The sequence below is a fragment of the Campylobacter sp. RM9328 genome, from assembly GCF_012978615.1.
Genome location: NZ_LIWF01000004.1, coordinates 35644 through 56697 on the forward strand (window position 1 = coordinate 35644; position 21054 = coordinate 56697).

At 37.0% G+C, this 21054-nt stretch carries 18 protein-coding genes; 17 read left to right on the forward strand and 1 reads right to left on the reverse strand.

What is annotated here, in order from left to right:
* The first annotated feature begins 12 nt into the window (after window positions 1–12).
* The 17 genes from CCAL9328_RS03680 to CCAL9328_RS03760 all read left to right on the forward strand — a co-directional run bounded on the left by CCAL9328_RS03680 (window position 13) and on the right by CCAL9328_RS03760 (window position 19282).
* A complete protein-coding gene (locus CCAL9328_RS03680) occupies window positions 13–474 on the forward strand; it encodes a hypothetical protein (protein WP_170000031.1) in 462 nt (153 codons plus the stop codon).
* 105 nt (window positions 475–579) lie between these two features.
* Window positions 580–2775 carry a phosphoribosylformylglycinamidine synthase subunit PurL gene (purL, locus tag CCAL9328_RS03685; RefSeq protein ID WP_170000032.1) on the forward strand — a complete coding sequence of 732 codons (2196 nt, stop codon included), beginning with the start codon at window positions 580–582 and terminating at the stop codon, window positions 2773–2775.
* A 17-nt stretch (window positions 2776–2792) separates the two neighbouring features.
* Window positions 2793–4325: a bifunctional phosphoribosylaminoimidazolecarboxamide formyltransferase/IMP cyclohydrolase gene (gene purH, locus CCAL9328_RS03690; RefSeq protein ID WP_170000033.1), complete on the forward strand. Its 1533-nt coding sequence runs from the start codon at window positions 2793–2795 to the stop codon at window positions 4323–4325.
* Between the two features lie 181 nt (window positions 4326–4506).
* Window positions 4507–5196: a response regulator transcription factor gene (locus CCAL9328_RS03695; RefSeq protein ID WP_169935604.1), complete on the forward strand. Its 690-nt coding sequence runs from the start codon at window positions 4507–4509 to the stop codon at window positions 5194–5196.
* Window positions 5186–6610 carry a c-type heme family protein gene (locus tag CCAL9328_RS03700; protein WP_169936031.1) on the forward strand — a complete coding sequence of 475 codons (1425 nt, stop codon included), beginning with the start codon at window positions 5186–5188 and terminating at the stop codon, window positions 6608–6610. Before CCAL9328_RS03695 ends, CCAL9328_RS03700 begins: the two co-directional genes overlap by 11 nt.
* A 104-nt stretch (window positions 6611–6714) precedes the next feature.
* Window positions 6715–8775, forward strand: coding sequence for a cytochrome c3 family protein (locus tag CCAL9328_RS03705; protein WP_169935607.1), 2061 nt, complete (start codon window positions 6715–6717; stop codon window positions 8773–8775).
* 63 nt (window positions 8776–8838) lie between these two features.
* On the forward strand, window positions 8839–9609 hold the full coding sequence (locus CCAL9328_RS03710; RefSeq protein ID WP_170000034.1) for an FKBP-type peptidyl-prolyl cis-trans isomerase: 771 nt from the start codon (window positions 8839–8841) through the stop codon (window positions 9607–9609).
* Window positions 9610–9636: 27 nt separating this feature from the next.
* Window positions 9637–10311, forward strand: coding sequence for a 4Fe-4S dicluster domain-containing protein (locus CCAL9328_RS03715; RefSeq protein ID WP_169971627.1), 675 nt, complete (start codon window positions 9637–9639; stop codon window positions 10309–10311).
* Window position 10312: 1 nt separating this feature from the next.
* Window positions 10313–11284: an NrfD/PsrC family molybdoenzyme membrane anchor subunit gene (gene nrfD / locus CCAL9328_RS03720; RefSeq protein WP_169971628.1), complete on the forward strand. Its 972-nt coding sequence runs from the start codon at window positions 10313–10315 to the stop codon at window positions 11282–11284.
* A 15-nt stretch (window positions 11285–11299) separates the two neighbouring features.
* Window positions 11300–13972 carry a cytochrome c biogenesis protein CcsA gene (ccsA, locus tag CCAL9328_RS03725; RefSeq protein ID WP_170000035.1) on the forward strand — a complete coding sequence of 891 codons (2673 nt, stop codon included), beginning with the start codon at window positions 11300–11302 and terminating at the stop codon, window positions 13970–13972.
* 11 nt (window positions 13973–13983) lie between these two features.
* Window positions 13984–14817, forward strand: a complete 834-nt coding sequence (locus tag CCAL9328_RS03730) for a tetratricopeptide repeat protein (RefSeq protein WP_169971630.1) — start codon at window positions 13984–13986, stop codon at window positions 14815–14817.
* 10 nt (window positions 14818–14827) lie between these two features.
* Window positions 14828–15871, forward strand: coding sequence for a nitrous oxide reductase accessory protein NosL (locus CCAL9328_RS03735; RefSeq protein WP_228026724.1), 1044 nt, complete (start codon window positions 14828–14830; stop codon window positions 15869–15871).
* Window positions 15868–16056 (forward strand): hypothetical protein, encoded by a 189-nt coding sequence (locus tag CCAL9328_RS03740; protein ID WP_169935618.1) that lies wholly within the window; start codon window positions 15868–15870, stop codon window positions 16054–16056. The genes CCAL9328_RS03735 and CCAL9328_RS03740 overlap by 4 nt, the downstream gene beginning before the upstream one ends.
* The gene (locus CCAL9328_RS03745; RefSeq protein WP_169935620.1) at window positions 16046–17155 is read left to right on the forward strand and encodes an ABC transporter permease; all 1110 of its coding nucleotides are present in this window, start codon (window positions 16046–16048) and stop codon (window positions 17153–17155) included. Before CCAL9328_RS03740 ends, CCAL9328_RS03745 begins: the two co-directional genes overlap by 11 nt.
* Window positions 17152–17826: an ABC transporter ATP-binding protein gene (locus CCAL9328_RS03750; protein ID WP_169935622.1), complete on the forward strand. Its 675-nt coding sequence runs from the start codon at window positions 17152–17154 to the stop codon at window positions 17824–17826. Before CCAL9328_RS03745 ends, CCAL9328_RS03750 begins: the two co-directional genes overlap by 4 nt.
* Window positions 17823–18776, forward strand: coding sequence for a hypothetical protein (locus CCAL9328_RS03755; RefSeq protein WP_170000036.1), 954 nt, complete (start codon window positions 17823–17825; stop codon window positions 18774–18776). The genes CCAL9328_RS03750 and CCAL9328_RS03755 overlap by 4 nt, the downstream gene beginning before the upstream one ends.
* The gene (locus CCAL9328_RS03760; RefSeq protein ID WP_169935626.1) at window positions 18773–19282 is read left to right on the forward strand and encodes a hypothetical protein; all 510 of its coding nucleotides are present in this window, start codon (window positions 18773–18775) and stop codon (window positions 19280–19282) included. Before CCAL9328_RS03755 ends, CCAL9328_RS03760 begins: the two co-directional genes overlap by 4 nt.
* A 58-nt stretch (window positions 19283–19340) precedes the next feature.
* On the opposite strand, the gene CCAL9328_RS03765 is transcribed toward CCAL9328_RS03760, so the two are convergent.
* The gene (locus CCAL9328_RS03765) at window positions 19341–20933 is read right to left on the reverse strand and encodes a methyl-accepting chemotaxis protein (protein WP_170000037.1); all 1593 of its coding nucleotides are present in this window, start codon (window positions 20931–20933) and stop codon (window positions 19341–19343) included.
* Window positions 20934–21054 lie beyond the last annotated feature (121 nt).

Here is a 21054-nt window from a genome sequence, read left to right on the forward strand (position 1 = left end):
GATCGGATAAAAATGGGAAGCTTAAAGAATTTAAAAAGTAGAATTTTAGAGTTAGGCGATGAGTTTAGTTATGTGGACGCTGCTGAAAATGCAGCCGATCTGATGTCCGTAAATGACTTTGAGCAGCATTGTGGATTTAGACTTTGCGATGATTTGGTTGAGTTTGTCTGCGCACTTGGCATGATAGCTATAAAGATAAACCCCGAAGTTTTATCAAATTTAAAAGAAAATGATAGCCTAATTAATGAAATTTATGTTTACGGCATAAGCAATGGAAAAACTCCTGAATGGATGAAGCTAAAAGATTTCAACGCAGAGTCTGTTTGCTTTTTTGAGCAGGGCGGAAGCAAAGCGTATGTGGATATAGATGGAGTAGTTTTTACTGACGAAGGTAAATTTGACGGCGATATGTATGATTTTATCATTTCTAAAATAGACGAACTTGAAGAAAAATACAGCCGACTTATACCTTAAAATGCACAAATTTGATACAAATTCATAGGCTTAATAAAGCGGTTATTTTACCCTTTTTTTAGCCTTGTTAGAGTAAAATAGACTAAAATCTCACAAAGGGCAAAAATGGATAAGGCTACGATAAAAGCTCATAAAATAAGCGACGGTGAATATGAAAATATTCTTAAGATTTTAGGACGTGAGCCAAATTTACTTGAGCTTGGTGTCTTTTCTGCGATGTGGAGCGAACACTGCTCATATAAATCAAGTAAAAAATACCTAAACGGTTTTCCGACAAAAGCACCTTGGGTGATACAAGGACCTGGTGAAAATGCCGGAGTTATAGATGTCGGCGACGGATATGCGGCTGTGTTTAAAATGGAAAGCCACAACCACCCTAGCTTTATCGAGCCATATCAGGGTGCAGCCACTGGAGTTGGCGGAATTTTACGCGATGTATTTACCATGGGTGCAAGAGTCGTAGCTAACATGAACTCGCTTAGATTTGGAAATTTCTTAGGATCTGATAAAGTTGCTCGCTATCAACGCCACCTTATCAAAGGTTCGGTAGCTGGTATCGGACACTATGGAAACTGTATGGGCATACCGACTATCGGCGGCGAAGTAAGTTTTGATGAGAGCTTTAATGGCAATATCCTAGTAAATGCCTTTGCTTTGGGTCTTTGCAAAAGCGATGAAATTTTTTACGCAAAAGCTGAAGGTGTTGGCAACCCTGTGATATATGTCGGCTCAAAGACAGGTCGTGACGGTCTTGGTGGTGCGGTTATGGCAAGTGATAGCTTTAATGATGAAAACAAATCGCTTCGTCCTACTGTTCAAGTAGGAGATCCGTTTGCCGAAAAGCTACTTATGGAAGCTTGTTTGGAACTATTTAAGACTGATTATATTATAGGTATCCAAGATATGGGCGCTGCGGGACTTACGAGTTCAAGCTTTGAGATGGCAGGACGTAGCGGTAGTGGTTTAAAAATGCATCTTGATAAAGTTCCTATGAGAGAAGAAGGCATGACACCGTATGAGCTTATGCTTAGTGAAAGCCAAGAGCGTATGCTAATATGTGCCAAAAAAGGCTATGAAGAGAAGATAAGAGCGATTTTTAATAAATACGATCTTGATGCGGAAGTTATCGGAGAGGTAACTAGTGGCGGTAAGATGGAGCTTTACTGGCATAACGAGTTGGTTGGAGAGATACCTATCGAGCCTTTAAGTGAAGCAGCTCCGGTGCTCGATCGTCCGACTGCCAAAGCTAAGTATCTTGATGAGATAAAAAATGTAACGATAAACGACTATAAGGCCGTTAGCAACGATGAAGCCTTTGACAAACTGCTTCGCGACCCACACGTGCTAAATAAATCATTTATCTATGACCAATACGATGCAAATATCCAAACAAATACAATAAAACAACCGGGCTTTTTGGGAGCAGGTGTAATAAGAGTAAAAGAGACCGGTAGAGCTGTAGCTATGGGTATGGAGTGCTCTCCAAGACATAACTATGTAAATCCTAAAATAGGAGCTGCCATGGCTGTTGCGGCAAGTGGACGTAAGGTAGCTATGAGTGGTGCCGTGCCTCTTGCTATAACAGACTGCCTAAACTATGGAAATCCCGAAAATCCTGAAGTTATGTGGCAATTTGCACAAGGTTGCGAGGGTATCAAGGAGGCTTGTCGCGAGCTAAACACTCCTGTTGTAAGCGGCAACGTAAGTCTTTATAATGATACGGATGGAGTTAGTGTGTATCCAACTCCTGCGATCGTTAATGTCGGTGTAAATGAAGATGCTAATAAAAATTTACCAAGCATATTTAAAGGCGAAAATACAGCCATTTATCTTCTTGGCGAGACAAGCGGAGAATTTGCCGGAAGTTTATATATGAAAACACTTTTTAACGTCGTAGCAGGTGAGTTAAAAGACGTTGATTATAAACAAGAAAGAGCATTATGGGATCTTGTGATAGAGGCAAATAAAAACGACATTCTTGAATTTGCAAATTCTATTGGCACAGGCGGAGTTGCTATGACTTTGGCTAAGATGGCTTGCATGAGCGGTATCGGTGCTACTTGTAGTTGCGACTTTGAGGATAAAAGATGGGTATTTGACGAAAGCTTTTCTCGTGCGATAGTTGGAGTAAAAGATGAAGATAAATTTAAATCTTTAGCACAAAAATACGGCGTAAAGGCTGTGAAGATAGGTGTTACCGGAAGTAATAAATTTGAAATAAACGACATTAAAAGAGATTTAAAGCAAATTAAAGAGATATATCTAAACGAGTTTACAAGACTTGTTAAGCAAGACGACTAAAACTAAAAGGAGAAGAAGTGAGAGCGTTAATTAGCGTAAGCGACAAAGAGGGTGTTGTTGAGTTTGCAAAAGGACTTGTAGAGCTTGGTTGGGAAGTGATATCTACAGGCGGAACTCATAAGATGCTAAATGAAAACGGAGTAAAAGCTCTTGAAGTAGCAGAAGTCACTAAAAGTCCGGAAATGTTTGAAGGTCGCGTAAAGACTTTACATCCTAAAATTCACGGCGGAATTTTACACAAAAGAGATGATGTGGCGCATGTGGCTCAAGCAAAAGAAAACGCAGTTGAGGGTATTGACCTTGTTTGTGTAAATTTATATCCGTTTAAACAAACTACTATTCGCACTGATGATTTTGATGAGATCATCGAAAATATCGACATCGGCGGTCCTGCTATGGTTAGAAGTGCGGCTAAAAATTTCAAGGATGTTTTGATAGTTACAGATGTTCTTGACTATGACGAAATTTTAGTAAGACTTAGAGAAAAACGTGACGATATCGAATTTAGAAGAAGCTTGATGATAAAAGCTTACGAGCATACGGCAGCATATGACTCAATGATAGCAAACTATATGAACGATAGATTTAACGGAGGATTTGGCGCGTCTAAATTTATCGTCGGAAATAAAGTTTTTGATACAAGGTATGGTGAAAATCCACATCAAAAAGGTGCGCTTTATGAATTTGAATACTTCTTTAGCAACAACTTCCGCGCACTAAAGGGCGAAGCTAGCTTTAACAACCTAACAGACATAAACGGTGCTTTAATGCTTGCAACAAGCTTCAATGAAGCTCCTGCCGTGGCGATTATCAAACATGCTAACCCATGCGGTTTTGCAGTAAAGTCAAATTTGCTTGAGAGTTATGTTGAGGCACTAAAGTGTGATCCGGTGTCTGCTTATGGCGGAGTAGTGGCGATAAACGGCACACTTGATAAAGAGCTGGCACAAAAGATCAATGAAATTTATGTTGAAGTAATTATCGCTGCAAATGTAGATGAAGATGCGCTTGCTGTTTTTGAAAGTAAAAAGCGTATTAAAATTTTCACGCAAGATAACAAATTCTTAGTTCGTGCAAACGACAAATACGACTTTAAACGCGTTGATGGTGGTTTTGTTTATCAAGAAAGAGATGACGTTAAAGATGCGGAACTTGAAAATATGAAACTAATGAGCAAAAGAGCCGCCAGTAAGGCAGAGCTATCGGACGCTGATGTTGCTTGGAAAGTTGCCGCTCTTACAAAAAGCAACTGTGTAGTTTATGTAAAAGATAGCGCTGTTGTAGCTATTGGCATGGGTATGACAAGTCGTGTGGATGCGGCTCGTGCTGCAGTTGCCAAAGCAAAAGATATGGGGATTAATCTAAATGGTTGCACACTTGCTAGTGAGGCGTTTTTCCCGTTTAGAGATAGTATAGATATAGCTCATAAAGTAGGTGTAAAATGTATAGTAGAGCCTGGAGGTAGCATAAGAGATGATGAAGTTATCGAAGCTGCAAACGAATACGGTATGGCGCTTTACTTTACGGGCATTCGCCACTTCTTGCATTAATATCTCACAAAAAGACCGTTAAATTTAACTAGCGGTCTTTTTAAATTTACTTAATCAAATTATCTTCTTTAATAATAAAATATTTAAATATTAGTAAAAGTAAATTTTTAATTTGAGCTTTTAAATTTAAGCCTTGTTTTGATAATATGCAAATTATCGTTGAAAATTTAAAGGGAAATTTGTGCCAAATAGCAGTATTTTAGAAATTTTATCGGATAAAAAAGTTCTTTGTTTAGAGGACGAAGTTGGAATTTTAAAAAATTTAACCGAAACTTTAGAGCTGTTTTTTGGCGAAGTTATGGGTATAGAAGATGGACTTGAGGCACTTGATCTAGCCACAAGCGGTTTTTATGATGTGCTTGTTTTTGATATAACGGTTCCTCATATGGACGGGCTTGAGGTGATAAAGAGAGTTCGTCAAAATAATCAAAACATACCCATCATCATACTTTCAAGTCATACTGAGCAAGAGTATTTATGGAGAGCGGTAGAGCTTAAGATAACTAGGTTTTTACCAAAGCCTTATGATAAAGAGGCTTTTATAGCCGCATTAAAAGATATAGCTCGTGAGCTTGGGGGCGATAGACAAATTGTAAATATCAACACCCAAGCAAGATATGACTTTGCTAAAAAGATAATTTACATAAAAGATACCGCCTGTCACCTTGCAAAAAGCGAGAGTCGCTTACTTGAGTATTTTTTGAAAAACAAAAACAAGGCAGTCACTTATGAAGAGTTATTTGACTATCTTTGGGAATTTGACCAGCCAAGCAAAGAAGCGATAAAAACCATAGTTAAAGAGCTTCGTAAAAAGCTTGGCAAAGATACGATTAGAAATTTATACGGGGTTGGTTACATCTGTGAAATATAGATTTCGTTTTGTGGTGGCTATCTTTACTATCCTTTATATAATCATCATGGGACTTGTCTTTAGCTTTTATAGACAGCTTGCGTTAAAAGACGCTAAGCAAGAGGCATTTTATGTGCTTGATACGATGAATGCGGTGCGGGATTATATCTCGATAGTGCAGCGTCCTTTGATAGACGAGCTTAAGGTGGAAGGCGTTATAAAAGATGATTTTTTCGACCCAAGACTTCAGTCGTCATCATATATCACACGTGAAATTTATAATATCCAACTTTCAAAAAATAAGATAAATTACGACTATAAGCTTGTCGCGACCAATCCTTTAAACCCAGAGCATGAGGGAGATGAGTTTGAGAATGAAATTTTAGAAGGCTTTAAAGAGAAAAGATATGAGGAATTCTCGCAGGTAATCAAAGACGGCAACACCTCTTACATATATGTGGGACTTCCTGTTAAAAACTCTCAAGCCTCATGTGCGGTTTGCCATAACATAAATTCGGTTCCTAAAAAGATGATGGAGCAATACGGCAGTTCAAAGGACTTTGAGGGTAAGGTCGGCGATACGATAGCGATGATATCCTTTAAAATTCCCATCAAAAACATCCTTGCGTATCACGCAAATGAGCTTATAACAAGCAGTGTGGCACTTTTTGTAGTTTTTGTGCTTCTTGTATTTTTAGTATACAAGATACATGAAAAAATGGCAAAGATCAAAGAGCAAAACGAACAACTTATGATACATCAAAGTCGCCTTGCTTCAATGGGAGAGATGATAGGCAACATCTCGCATCAGTGGAAGCAACCCTTGGCACAAATAAGCTCAACGCTTATAAATTTAGAGCTTTATAATGAAAAAGGAAAATTAACAAAAGAAAAATTAAATGAGAAGATTAAGGATGTAGATGAGCAGGTTAAATTTATGTCTCAAACTATAAACGACTTTAAAAACTTCTTCAATCCAAATTCTATAAAGCGCGAATTTACCAGTGCTGAAGCGATAGAACAGGCTCAAAAAATTTTAAAATCAGCTCTTAAAAATCATGTTATAAAACTAGATGTAGAAATTAAGGAAAATTTCTCTCATTTTGGAAATATTAATGAAATAATACAAATTTTAATAAACATTATAAGTAACGCCAAAGAGGCTTTTGAGCAGTCGCATCCAGGTGAAAAAAGGGTTAAAATTTGCTCTTTTAAGAACTCTTTATCGCGTATGATAACTATAGAAAATAACGCTGGAAATATCGATGAAAGCGTGATAAAAAAGATATTTAACCCAAATTTTACCACTAAAGAAAAAGGTAGCGGTCTGGGATTATACATGAGTCAGGTTATAATGAAAAAAAATAACGGTTTTATAACAGTGCAAAACACAAAAGACGGTGTTATATTTACAATTTTATTTTTAAATTCATAAAATATTAACTTTCCCCCTCTTTTTACCCCTTTTTATTGTTAGTATTATCAATACGAAATCTTCTTGATTTTTGAAATTTGAAAAATTCTTCGAAGGAGGAAAGTATGAAAGGTCTGGATAGAGCACTCCTTGGGTTGCTTACCGGTATTAGCATATTTGCTTCATCTGCCTGTGCGCACGATATGCAAATGACCGGCGCAGCTCGAGGCGTTATCGCTGATCCTAAGGGAACCCTTAAGGATAGAGGTGTCGTATCTTTACAGGATTACATCGTTGAAGAAAAAGAGATGTATGACTGGTTGTTTAAAAATCACCCGATTTTTACAAAGTACGGCGGAAAAGTTGACGGCAAGATAAATGTCGTAGATAGGGGCCACGAATGGCTAGAGGAGGGGCACGGTAAGGATTTGTCAAAAGCAAGCAAACGTGAACAAGGACAAGGCTATAGTTCTATGATGTATAGAATTCCTGCCGGTTCATCACTAGCTTTTCCTAATAAATTTATAGGTTCTGAAAAATGCGGTGAGTGTCACCCTGCACAATACGAAGCATGGAGTAGATCTCGTCACTCAACTACTATTCGCTTCCCTGGCGAACACCCTGAGGTTAATAACAACCTAACAGAGCCGGTATTTACAGAAGATACCGCATCAATCCTACCAAAAGGTATTACTCCTGATGTTATCTTTGCAACCGTAGGTCACCTTAGAACTAAATTTGGTTTCGTTGATGCTTGGATGTTAAGAGGAACTTACCATGTTGATGGTGGTTTGTTAAGAGATGGTACTGGTACTATCACTCCGGGTTCAAACCAATGGCAAAGAACTTGGGCTCTTAACCTAACTCCAGAAACTGTTAAGAAGATCAAAAAATGGGTGCCGGAATTCCCCGAAACGCTTGAAGAATACGGTCTAAATACAGGCTATGTTCGCGGTCTTGCATCTTATGCTGCAAAATACAAACACACTATGAACTTCCAAGCTAATGCTTCATACTGTGAGGTTTGCCACCCATTCAAATTTGACTTCAAGAGCAAACAAGAGTTTTATGCAGCACTTGGTAATGCTAAAGAGCTACAAAAACACACTATATCAAAAGGTGTAAGTTGCGAAGAGTGTCACGGGGCAGGCGGACACCTTGACGGAGCTACAAACTTTAGAACTTCTAACTGTGAACGTTGTCACCAAAGATTTAACTGGAGCCCTGATCTTTACAAAGCTCATCCGCTTGGTAAAATCGCTCCTGACTTAGCACTAAGCTCTAAATTTAAATCAATGGGACCAGGATGTGGTTCAGAGGGTTCTCAATCATACTTTACAGCTCACTATGAAAAAGGTATGAGATGCGTTACTTGCCACGATCCACACGATAATACAGGTTTTGTTACGGGTGATAAGAATGTCAAAGGACTTAACTATAACTCAGAACAAGCTTATCTAAGCTCATTCTATTCAAAACCAAAAATTAGAAAAACTTGCGCGGATTGTCACCAAGAGCAAGCTTATATAGCAGCAAGAGCCGATACACACAAAGATAACTCTTGTGCATCTTGCCATATGCCGTTTATGATGAGTTGTGAGAACTTCTATGCTATCCAGTTCCAAGACAATGCGGGATTTGATACTCAAAGAAGATCACACATCTGGAAAATCGATGTTAGCCCTGATAAAAAATCATTCGTTGCAGGCGCTGCTTCAAAAGAAGCAAGAGACGGTAAGGATTGGCATTTCCAAAGAAATGAAGATGGTAGAAACTTTGTTGACTTGATGTGGGCTTGTGCTAGAACATCTTGGGCGGATCTTGATATGGTTGAAAACAAAGGTTGCCACAGCCCTGTTGTATCAGAGCTAAAAGAGACCCTACACTTCAAAAATCAAAAACAAGCTTATGATGAAGTTATGGGATGGCAAACTCCTATCAAAAACGACTATACTCAAGTTAAGATCGGCATTGAGGGAATGTATAAGATCCTAGAAACCAAAAAACTTGATCCAAGTAACAAATCAAGAGTTTACGAGCTAATTGAAAAAGCTCAGGACACTGTTGATCTACTTGAAAAAGACGGTTCATGGGGTATGCATGGCTTTAAATATACTAAACAAAGACTTGACGCTGCTAAAGGTTATGTAGAAGAAGCGCAAAGAATTTTGAATAGTAAAATGTAAAAAATAGGGGCTACTTTATGTAGCCCTTTTAATTTATAAAATTTTTTAATTAAGGGTAAAACGATGCAAAAAGTTATATTAAAAAGCTTAATTCCTATCTTTTGTTTGTCAAGCTGTGTATTTGGCGCTCAGCTGTCGACAACTGAAGAAAAAGAGTCTTATGCTATAGGTGCATCAACGGGAAGTTATATATCAAACCAGCTTCACAACCAAATGCAAATGGGTGTAAAGTCTGATATTAATATCGTAATAGAAGGTCTTATAGACGCTCTAAAAAAACAGACAAAAATGAAAGACGAAGATATAATCTCTTTGTTAAATGAAAGAGCTGATAGGCTAAATAAAATAACTGAAGAAAATAAAAAAATACAACTTGCTAATAATAAAAAAATCGGTAAAGAATTTATGGCTAAAAATGCCAAGAATAAAAATGTAAAAACAACAAAATCAGGTTTGCAATATGAAATGCTAGTGCTAGGCGGAGGAGATAAGCCAAAACCGGAAAGTATTGTTGAGGTGCATTACAAAGGGTATTTGCCAAACGGCGAAGTCTTTGAAAACACATACGATAACAAAACGTCTATGCACTTGTCTTTGATAAATGTTATAGAGGGTTTTAAAGAGGGTCTTTTGCTTATGAATGCCGGTTCAAAATACAAATTTGTCATACCTAGCGAGCTTGCGTATGCGGATGAAGAGCTAGAAACTATCCCTGCGGGATCTACCGTGGTGTTTGAAGTTGAGCTTTTAAAGGTATTAAAGCCGGGAGAGTATTCTAAGATAGTAGAAGACATGAGTGAACAAGAAATAAAAAATATACATCAAACAAAGTAAATTCTTTGCCCAAAAATGGAGGAGAATATGGACACAAATTTAAAACGACGAGCATTTGTTAAATACCTTGCTCTTGGTTCGGCTTCTATCACGGCGGCATCTTACGGAGCCGTAAATGATAAGCCAAAAGCGCAAACTAAAAAACCAAATTTCGGCATGATATTTGATCAAAACAAATGCGTCGGGTGTACTGACTGTGAAAGAGCTTGTGTGAAAGTAAATCTAGTCCCTAAAGGACAGATGAGGCTTTTTGTAGAGGATAAAACAGATCCAAATAACAGGATGCAAAAACGATATGTGCGCGTTAGCTGCCAACAATGTGTGGAAGCACCGTGTGCTAGTGTTTGCCCAACAAACGCCTGTCATAAGGACTTGCTAACAGGTATAACTACAACAAATGCCGATGACTGCATAGCATGTAAATACTGCATAGTAGCCTGTCCTTATGATGTGCGCTTTATAAATAGCGAAAATCATGCCGCAGAAAGCTGTAACTTCTGCTTAGATACAAATTTGGCAGAGGGCAAAGAGCCTGCCTGTGTCGAAGCATGCAGATACGACGCTTTAGTTTTTGGCGATCTAAACGATGAAGAGTCGCATATAAGCAAGCTTCTTTGTATAAAAGATAGCTTAAGAATGCGTCCCGAGTGTGGCACAAAACCTAGTTTGCGCTATATACCTGCGGTAAAAATGGGGGTGTGAAATGAATGGTGCGATAAATTATACTCATACTTTTTCAAGCGGAGTCGTGTGGCATTGGCCTATCGCTGTGTATCTTTTGCTAGCGGGCATGAGCGGTGGAGCGCTTATCGTTGCACTTCTTATAAGGTATTATAAAAAGCAAACTGGTGTTACGCCTTTGTTTAAGGGTGCTTCTTTGCTTTCTCTTGTTACTATTTTACTAGGTATGGTTTGCTTGGTTGCCGACCTTGATAAGCCGCTTTATTTTTGGAAAATTTTGATAAATTATAACTTTACTTCGGTTATGTCTATAGGTGTTTTAGCACTTTGTATCTACATACCGCTTAGCTTTGTTATGGTTTTATATGCTTTTGAGAAGGAATTAAATGCATTTTTTGCAAACCATTTTACGTTCTTAAAGGCATTTTTTGGACTAATAATGAACATTTTAAATTTTATTCGTCCGCTTATGTTTGTTTTAACGCTTATTTTTGCTGTTGCGATATGCGCTTATACCGGCTTTCTTATCTCTGTTTTGGTAAGATTTCCTATACTAAATACATCTGTGCTTCCGGCTCTTTTTGTAGCTTCTGGATTAAGTGCGGGCATAGCAGGTTCCGGGCTTATTGCTGCAATGTTTTTTAGAGAAGATACGCATTCGAGCGATCTTAAAATTTTACACGCTATAGAGTGGCCTGTAATGGCTGCAGAAATTTTGCTTATCGGTATGATTTTTGTTTCGCTTATCATAGGAAGCGATGTTCAAAAAGCGGCAAGCGTGGCATTTTTTAGTGGAGAATATGCTAAAATGTTTTGGATAGGAGTCGTTGGTATAGGCTTTGTTATACCTATCGTATTTAACTTCTTATTAGGCAAAACATTTGCACATACTCGTTTTGCTTTTTACGTGAGTGCTCTTGCAAGTATCATAGGTGTTTTGATGCTTCGTATGTTTATACTTTATGCGGGACAAACTTACAGTATTTTTATTTGATTTTTTGGAGATAGCATGAGGTTGTTTGGTTTTTTTTCGTCATATAAATTTGTTATTTTCATGCTATCCATTTTAGCTACTGGAGCTGGGGTGGCTACTTTTTTAGAGAGTATTTACGACACGCAGACGGCTAAAATTTTAGTTTATGACGCCAGATGGTATGAGATCGTTATGCTTTTGCTAACGATCTCGCTAGGCGCTATCATCATAAAGACAAAAATGTGGCGCCGTCTTGGTGCTTTTGTGGTGCATTTTGCTTTTATCGTGATAGCTTTGGGTGCTTTTTTGACTAGGTATTGCGGTGAAGAGGGGGTGCTTCACGTAAGAGAGGGCGAACACTCAAACGAAATGGTAAGCGTCAAGCCTTATTTGCAGATCATAACAGAAGATAAAACATTCGAATTCTTCTTAAATTTATCACAACTGGGTGATAATAGCTTTTCTATCTCACAAGCCATAGACGACAAAATTTTTAACGTAAATTTTAGCTCTTATCAAGCTTTTCCAAAAGGCAAAAGAAGCGTTTTAAATGTAAAAGCAGGCTTTGACGACAAAGAGCAAAAAGAAGTAAGTCTTAGGGGTGGAGTAGGCTGGCTTGGAGAACCACAAGTTATCGAGCAAGATGGCAAGCAAATAATGCTTGCATGGGGATCAAAACTAGTGACATTGCCGTTTTCCGTAAAGCTTAACGACTTTGAGCTAGAGCGCTACCCAGGATCACAAAGTGCGTCGTCTTACTCAAGCAGTGTTGAGGTTTTGCAAGACGATAAAAAAGTAATGGACTATAAAATTTTTATGAATAGCCCTTTAAATTTTAGCGGTTATAAGCTTTTTCAATCCTCGTATGACAAAGACGAGCAGGGAACTGTTTTGGAGGTAAATAAAGACCCTGGTAAAATTCCTACTTATGTAGGGTATTTCTTGCTTTGTTTTGGTTTTGTAGCTAACTTTTTTACCAAAAATTCACGCTTTATGAAACTTGCAAAATTTATAAAAAATAACGCCACTTTATTTATCTTTGCTCTTGTTTTTGCGACCAATTCAAATTTATATGCAAATGATGATCTAAAACAGTTTGGTAAATTTACAAGATCTCATGCAAACGGTGTTTTTGCAGAGCTTTTAGTGCAAGACTTCATGGGGCGCATAAAGCCGATGAGCACGGAAGCTAATGAGATAGTAAGTAAATTTGCAGGTCAAAATTCTTTATTTGGTTTAAGTGCAGAGCAAATAATTTTGGGCATGAGTATAAACCCTACGCTCTGGCAGGATCTAAAGATCATAAAGATTAAAAATAGCGATATTAAAAAAGTTCTAAATTTAAACGAGAGTGAAAATTTTGTTAGTTTTAGTTTTATGTTTGATGAAAAGGGCGAATATAAGCTAATGAGTCAAAGCGATGAGGCAAATGCCAAACCAGCCTCGCAACGTTCTAAATTTGATAACGAAATGGTTAAATTTGATGAGCGTATAAATGTTGCATATTTAGCTCTTAAAGGTGTATTTTTTAAATTTATACCGATACCAAACGATCAGAGCGATAGATGGCTTTCTCCAAACGATGCATTTGCTAATCCCGGCGTAGCCAAAGAGGTGAAAATGCTTTTAAATGACTATATCTCTTCTCTTGGAGAGGGTATTTATAAAAACGACTGGACAAAGGCAAATTTTGCGCTTTCACAGCTTAAAAACTACCAAAGAGAAGTATCGGCACACATCTTACCGAGTGAATTTCAGATAAAAGCCGAGGTTGCTTATAATAAACTTGAAATTTTTAAAAAGCTTGTTTATTTTTATATGGTATTTGGCGGAATTTTACTTATTTTGGCATTATCCGAGATACTTACGGGCGGGAATTATAAAGGTATTAAAAAAATATCTTTTTGGCTATTTGTTTTTGGATTTGCAGCTCATACTTTTGGTCTAGCTCTTCGTTGGTATATCGCAGGACATGCGCCATGGAGCGATAGTTATGAGAGCATGATTTATATAGGTTGGTCGGCTGCACTAGCCGGAGTGGTGTTTTTTAGAAGCTCGCTTCTTACGCTCTGTGCTGCGTCGCTACTTGCAAGTGTTGTGATGCTTGTGGCGCACATGAGTTTTGTTAACCCTCAAATAACAAATTTAGTTCCGGTGTTAAAGTCTTATTGGCTAAGCATACATGTTTCGATTATTACGGCGAGTTACGGCTTTTTGGGTCTTGGGTGTTTGCTTGGAATTTTAGCTCTTGTATTAATGATATTAAAAAATGGCAAAAACAAAGAACGTTTAAATGATCAAATTCGCTACATCACAGCTATAAATGAGATAAGCTTGATAGTTGGACTTTCTATGCTTACGGTTGGAAATTTCTTTGGTGGAATTTGGGCTAATGAGAGCTGGGGCCGCTACTGGGGATGGGATAGTAAAGAGACTTGGTCGTTTGTTTCCATTGTTGTTTATGCTATCGTTTTGCATTTGAGGTTTATTCCTAAATTTAATAACATATATACTTTTTGCGTATCTTCGATGATATCTTACGCTAGTATCGTGATGACGTATTTTGGTGTGAATTTTTATTTAACGGGCATGCATTCATATGCTAGCGGTGATGCTATGGGAGTGCCTAAATTTATATATTTTATTTTGACATTTGTGATCTTACTCGCTGTTTTTGCTTATAGAGGGCGAGAAGTAAAAGCTATATAAAAGGAGAGAAGGTGAAGAAGCTTGTTTTGGTATTGATCTTGGCAGTATTGGCAAATGCCGGTTTTATAAAAAAGGGCATTGAGGCGCAGCAAAGCGGAGATCATAAAAAATTAGTAGAAATTTATGAAAAAGCTTGCGAAGAGGATAAAAAGGCATCTGGGTGTTATAACCTTGCGGTTGTGTATTATGAGGGAACAGGTGGCGTAGCAAAGGACTTTGTCAAAGCTGTAAATTTATACGATAGAGCTTGTAAGATGAATTTTGCTTTAGCTTGCAACAACCTTGCATATATGCATGAAAGCGGTCAAGGTGTTGACCAAAACTTTACAAAAGCAGCGCAGTTTTACGACAAAGCTTGTAAAGATAACGAAGGATGCACCTCGCTTGGGCTGCTTTATGCAAATGGTGCAGGAGTGGAGCGTGATTTTAAAAAGGCGATCGAACTATACACTAAAGCTTGTAATTACGAAGATATGATGGGATGTAATAACCTTGGCTATCTTTATAACCAAGGAAATGGCGTAGAAAAAGACTACAAAAAGGCAAAAAGCTTTTACGAAAAGGCATGCAACGGAGGTATCGGTATGGCATGTGATAACCTTGGCTACTTGTATGCGCTAGCTCAAGGCACAAGTCAAAACTACGAGCAAGCAGCAAAGAGCTTTGAAAAGTCTTGTAATCTAGGCTATGCAAAAGGTTGTAATGATATTGCCATAATGTATGCTGAGGGCAAAGGTGTAAAAGCCGATAACGAAAAGGCTAAAAACTTTTTTAAGAAAAGTTGTGACGGCGGGCTTGTAGAAGCTTGTGAGAATGCAAAAATTTTAGAACAACTTATGAAATAAAGGAGTTGGTATGAAAAAATTTATGATACTTGCTTGTATCGTTGGAGCGTTGCAAGCGGCAATGTTTCAAAGTGTAGAGCCTGATAAATCAACTCTTATCATGCAGGGAAATGCAAAAGAGTATTGTCCTAATTGCGGGATGGATTTGGCTAAATTTTATAAAACAAATCATACTCACAACGGTAAACAATACTGCTCAATGCACTGTCTTCATGAGGCTACAAAGGGAACTATGCCAAAAGATGTCATGGTTGTTGATACAAAGAATTTAAATTTTATCGATGCCAGCAAGGCTTACTATGTTGTCGGTAGTCGAATGAAAGGAACGATGACGCAAAACAGTAAATACTCATTTTTAACCGAAGATGATGCTAAAGAGTTTCAAGCTAGAAACGGTGGCGAGATAATGAGTTTTGAAAAGGCTTATGAGGTAGCAGGAAAAGACTTTGTAAGTGACATGAAGATGATAAAAGCAAAACGCGAGGGCGGAGTTTATGCAAAAGGTAAAGAAATTTATGAAACCAAATGCACAAAAGTCGATAAAAACATTTATGAAAGTATCGCGCTTTTAAAAGACGACCTCAAAAAGTTCTGTCAAATTTCAGCCGATGGCGACTTGCAAGCGGCAGCACTTTATATCTGGGATGAACCAAAAAATGTAAATGTGGTTAAAAAAGCTGAAAAGATCGTCGTTCCAAAAGATGCAAGATGTCCGATATGCGGGATGTTTGTAGCTAAAAACCCACAATGGGCTGCGATGATAGAAGCAGATAGCGAAAAGTTTTATTTTGACGGTGTTAAAGACATGATGAAGTATTACTTTAAAAACAATAAAAATTTCAATAAATTATTTGTGAGTGATTATTACAAGCTTCATAAGATAGATGCCAAAAACGCGTATTTTGTAGTCGGCTCAAATGTCTTTGGCCCTATGGGTGATGAGTTAATCCCATTTGCAAGTCAAAACGAGGCCATAAATTTTGCAAAAGATCATGCAGGCAAGCAGATCTTAAAATTTGAAGATATAACGGAAGAAATGTTAAAAGGGTTATGAAATTTTTAGGTATTTTAACTGTAGTTTTTAGTGTTGTTTATGCTTTTATCGGATTGCATTATATAAATTTTGATGATAAAACTAGAAGTGATGAGCTGGAAAATATCTCTAAAAAAGTCAAAGACGTAAGAGCTTCGATAGTTTTTAAAAGTCCAAAATACAAGGAATTTGTCTATGGTAAGTAAAAATTTTATCGACTACGCCATAAAACTACTTTATAAAGATAGAGCCGATCATGCTTTTAGCTTTATTATTTTTACCTTTATAGTTTTTATTTTAAGTTCGGTTTTGTTTATATCAAGCTCTATTCAAAACGACCTAAGTCTTAGTATACAAAACTCTCCAAGTGTTGTCGTGGAGGCAGTAAGAGCCGGTAAAAAGGACACCATGCATGACGGTTATATCTATGACATAAAGCGCATAAACGGTGTAAGTGATGCGTGGGGCGTTGTGGATGGGTATTACTACTTTGGACAAAAAAGAATTTGGTTTCATATAATTGGCTTAGATGAGCTTGATGAAAACGAGATGATAATAGGCGAGGGTGTAAAAAGGGAGATGGCAGAGCTTTACTATGAAGATGTATTTAACTTTTTAACAGAACACGCTTTAATTCCTATCAAGATAAACAAAACCGCTTCGCATAGTAGTAATATCATCACAAACGATGTCATCTATCTAAATCCCACAACCGCACGAGCGGTGTTGAGCCTGGAAGAGGGCGAATACACAAAAATTTATGTCGATGTTCCAAACGAGAACGAGATAAGTCAAGTCGCACTTAGTATCTCAAATTTATACCCAAACACACAAGCACTTAGCATGGAGGATAGAATTTCTGATATAAGACATCTTTATTATTATAAGGGTGGAATTTTTATGGTGATTTATTCGGCGGCTATGATCTCGTTTTTCATACTACTTAAAAACCAAATTTCATTAGCATACGGCTCAAAAAAGCGAGAGATCGCCATCTTGCGAAGTATCGGATATGCGATCAAAGACATAATTGCATTAAAATTTATACAAAATTTTACAGTGGCAACGAGTGCCTTTTTGCTAGGTGTGGCACTTGCTTATATTTATATTTTTATCTTTAACGCTCCATTATTGCGTAATGTTTTTTTGGGACTTGAGATTGAAAATTCAGTTACGTTTACGCCTATTGTTGACTTTAATATGCTGTTTCTTATATTTTTGTTTAGTGTGATACCGTTTTTAGCATTTGTTATCATACCATCGTGGCGTATAGCTATAGCAGATATGAGTGAGGCAGTAAAATGAACGCAGTAGAAGTATCTAATCTAAATAAAATTTACCACGAGGGTGAAACAAATGAATTTTATGCTTTAAAAAATATAAATTTAAGCATAAAGAGCGGTGATCTGGTGATATTAAAAGGAGTGAGCGGAAGTGGTAAAAGCACGTTGCTTTCACTTATTGGGGGGCTATCAAAGCCAAGTAGCGGCGAAATTTTAATAAACAGACAAAATGTTTCAAAGCTTCCTGATATCATGGCTTCAAATATCCGTCATACACAGATAGGATTTGTCTTTCAAAGTTTTAATTTACTTGAGGGACTAAGTGTTAAAGATAACGTAAAAGCCCCGCTAAGTATATTAAGTCTTAGCAAGTCACAAACTGAAGAGATGGTGCAAAAAGCTATGCAAATAGCAAATATAGCTCACAAAAAAGATCAAAATATATCAAGCCTAAGCGGAGGCGAAAAGCAAAGATGCGCTATAGCAAGAGCACTTGTTATGGAGCCAAGCATTATACTAGCCGATGAGCCGACCGCAAATTTGGATAAACAAAATTCTCTTGTTTTTATCCAGATGCTTAAGAAATTTAAAGAGTTAAAAAAGACGGTTATAGTAGCAACTCATGATATTTTATTTGATGATTTGGACTTTGTAGATGAGATCGTTGATGTTAAAAACGGTGAAATTTTATGAGTGTATTTTTATCAAATGATGTAATTGCGTTTTTGTTTGCCGAGCTTATAGTTATCGTTTTGATGGCTATCTCACAGTTTTATATCGTGCGCATTTTACGCTACTGGGACTTTAATGCAACTACAAATTTACAATACACTCTTGAAAAGTATAATTATCTTGTAAATACGATCTTGTTTTTTACTATATTTTGCAAGATTATCTTGTTTGTTTTCTTTGCTCTTTCGTTAAATAAACTCTCTTCCGTAGTGCCTGGCGCTATGTGCTCGGCAGGAGTTATCGGCTCAAACGAATACGGCAATATACTGTTTTTACTAAAACTCTTGCTTATATTTGGACTTGGACTTTGGCTTGTTGTAAACTATCTTGACTTAAAAGCGATAAATTTTCCGTTTTTAAAGCGAAAATACATCATCTTTAGCATACTGTTTTGTGCTATTTTGGGTGAATTTGTGCTTGAAATTTTGTTTTTTACAAACATACCTTTAAGTGTTCCTGTTTTTTGTTGTTCTGTTGTTTTTCAAGCTCCTAAACTACCTTTTGGCTACACTCAAGCGATGTTAGCGATGTTTTTTTATGTTATATTTGCCTCTATCGCGGTTTTAAATTTTTTAAAGCAGTCAATGGCTAGTTTTGCCTTAAATTTATTGTTTTTATTTATCGCTTATTATGCTATAACTTACTTTTTTGGGCTTTATGTCTATGAACAGCCTAATCACAAATGCCCGTATTGTATGTTAATGGGCGAGTATTATTACATTGGTTATCTTATCTGGGGTTCGCTGTTTTTGGGAATTTTTTACGGTATTACTCCTTTTTTGGTCGAGCTTATCACAGGATATGACTACACTCATTTACTTCGCCTTTCGTCGTTTTGGCTACTTATAAATGTGGCTATATGCTCGTTTTATGTTGCAAAATACTACTTTACGATCGGAGTGTTGCTATGATAAAGAAAATTTTTGCGCTCACTCTTCTTTTTTGTGTTTTTACCTTGCTTTATGTTAGTATTGACGTAAAGGAGGGTAGTGTTGTAGTCAGGCATGGAAATCTTGAGAAAAAACCACTTGAGATCGAGCTTGGAAAATACCTTTGCACAGAAAGCAAGACGCTTATCGCCGATCTTTATAATACGGCTCAAGCTGTAATGCCAAACGGTGATACTTACTTTTTTAACGATATCGGCAATTCATTTATCTGGCTTATGCGTCAGAAAAATAAAGATGACATTATGCTTTGGGTTTATTCGCAAGATAGCGAGAAGTATATCGATGCAAGAAGGGCTTGGTATTCTAGGGTTGAGATGACGCCGATGATGTTTGGATTTGGTGCGTATGAATTTAGAAGCTATGGCACGAGTGATTATTTTTTTGAAGATGTTGTGTTGTGCGCCGCACGTGGCGAAACTACGATGAACCCACTCATCTACATTCTGCTTAAAGAAAATAAAATTTAACCCCGTAATAAACTAAATTCGCCCTAGCTTATATTAAAGTAGGGCAAATTTAAAAGAGCTAGACTTTAAATTTATTTAAGTCCATTTTAAAGCTTTGGGATATGGCGTCAAGTGAGTTTGCGACCTCTAAAAGGCATTGTGCTGTGTGCTCGTTAAGTTCGGCTAATTGGACTGATTTTTTACTTTGAGCTAAAAGTTCGGTTATGTTTTCTTTACTGTGATCCGTTCTTTCTTCTATGCTTTTTGCCATCTCGATCGAGTTAGTATTTGCATTTTGAGCTTGTGCTGCGATTGCTCTTAGTTCGCTTGCATTGTTGCTTAATTTTTTAATACTTCTTGAATTCTCTTTTAAGGAGTCGTTTAGCTCATTTACTCTTGAGATAATACTTCTTGAATTTTTTGAGATGTCATCTATTTGCTGGTTTGTCTGCTCGGCAAGAGTTCGCACTTCTTCAGCAACTACAGCAAATCCTCTGCCATACTCTCCGGCTCTTGCGGCTTCGATAGCTGCGTTTAGCGCAAGAAGGTTTGTCCTGTCTGAAATTTCATTTATGATACCTAAAATTTGATCTATATTTTTACTTTCTGTAGCTACTTGCGTTGTTTTATCGGCTAGGATTTGCTCGTTTTTACTAGCGGCATTAATGTCGTCTACTACATGCTCTAGCAAATCTATAACAGTATCTAGCTTTTTATTAGAGTCGTTACTTAGCAAAACTGCGTTTTCGGTCATCTGCTTTGTTTGCACGAAATCATCATCTATGTCTTTTGTAAAGTTATGTGAACGCATAGCTTGCTCTCTTCCGTCTTGAGAGCTTTTATCAAGGTCTAGCGAGCTGTTTCTTAGTGTTAAGATTTGCGATTTTATCTCATCTGCACCATCTTGTATGCGTTTTACTATATCGGCTATTTGTTTGATAAAGATATTTATGTTGTTACTAACTTCACCTATCTCGTCGTTACTTGAGATGGGTATCCTGCTTTTTAGATCACCCTCTCCGTTTGTTAGATCTTTTGTTCTATAGGAAAGCAGCTTTAACGGGTTTATAACAACTTTTTTTATGATAAATAGCATAAAAAGTAGGGTAGCGATCAAAATAACGGTAAAAATACTTAAAAAGACCCATGTTTTATTTTGGATATATCCGTTAAATTCCTCCATCGAGTAAGACATATCAAGAACACCAAGGACATCATTTTCTTTTGAGGTAGCATGACAGGCAAGGCAGTCGTTAGTTGCTTTTAGAGGTCTTATAAGTCTTAGGTAGTGCTCATCTTTTGTTTGAACGTTTATATTTTTATCGTTTGGTGATGTAAACTGCTCGTTTATCTCCTTTTCGGTGCTAACTACTTTTTCAAGACCAAACATTTCACTAACTTCTTGTGCTCTAAAAACTCTTATATTTCTTATATTTTCTATTTTTGAGTTTGTTTCAAGAGCCTCTCTCATTGCGTCTCTGTCGCCTGTGTTCATTGCTGAGCGTAATGAGAAAAACACCGATTCGCTAATCATCTTAAGGCTTTTTAGAGCCTGTTCCTGGGTGGTTTGTTTAAATTCTTGTATGATTATCGCCTGAAGAACAACAAAACTGACCACAAGAATGGCAAGAACGCTTAATGTTAGCTTTTTAGCTATACTTAAATTTCTCATTTTAACACCTTATAATTTAATATTTAAAAATAATTGTAACTAAATTAACTTAAAATAAAACATAAAACTCATTGAGTTTAATCAATGCTTAACAAAATAAATCAGAGTATAATTATCGTAA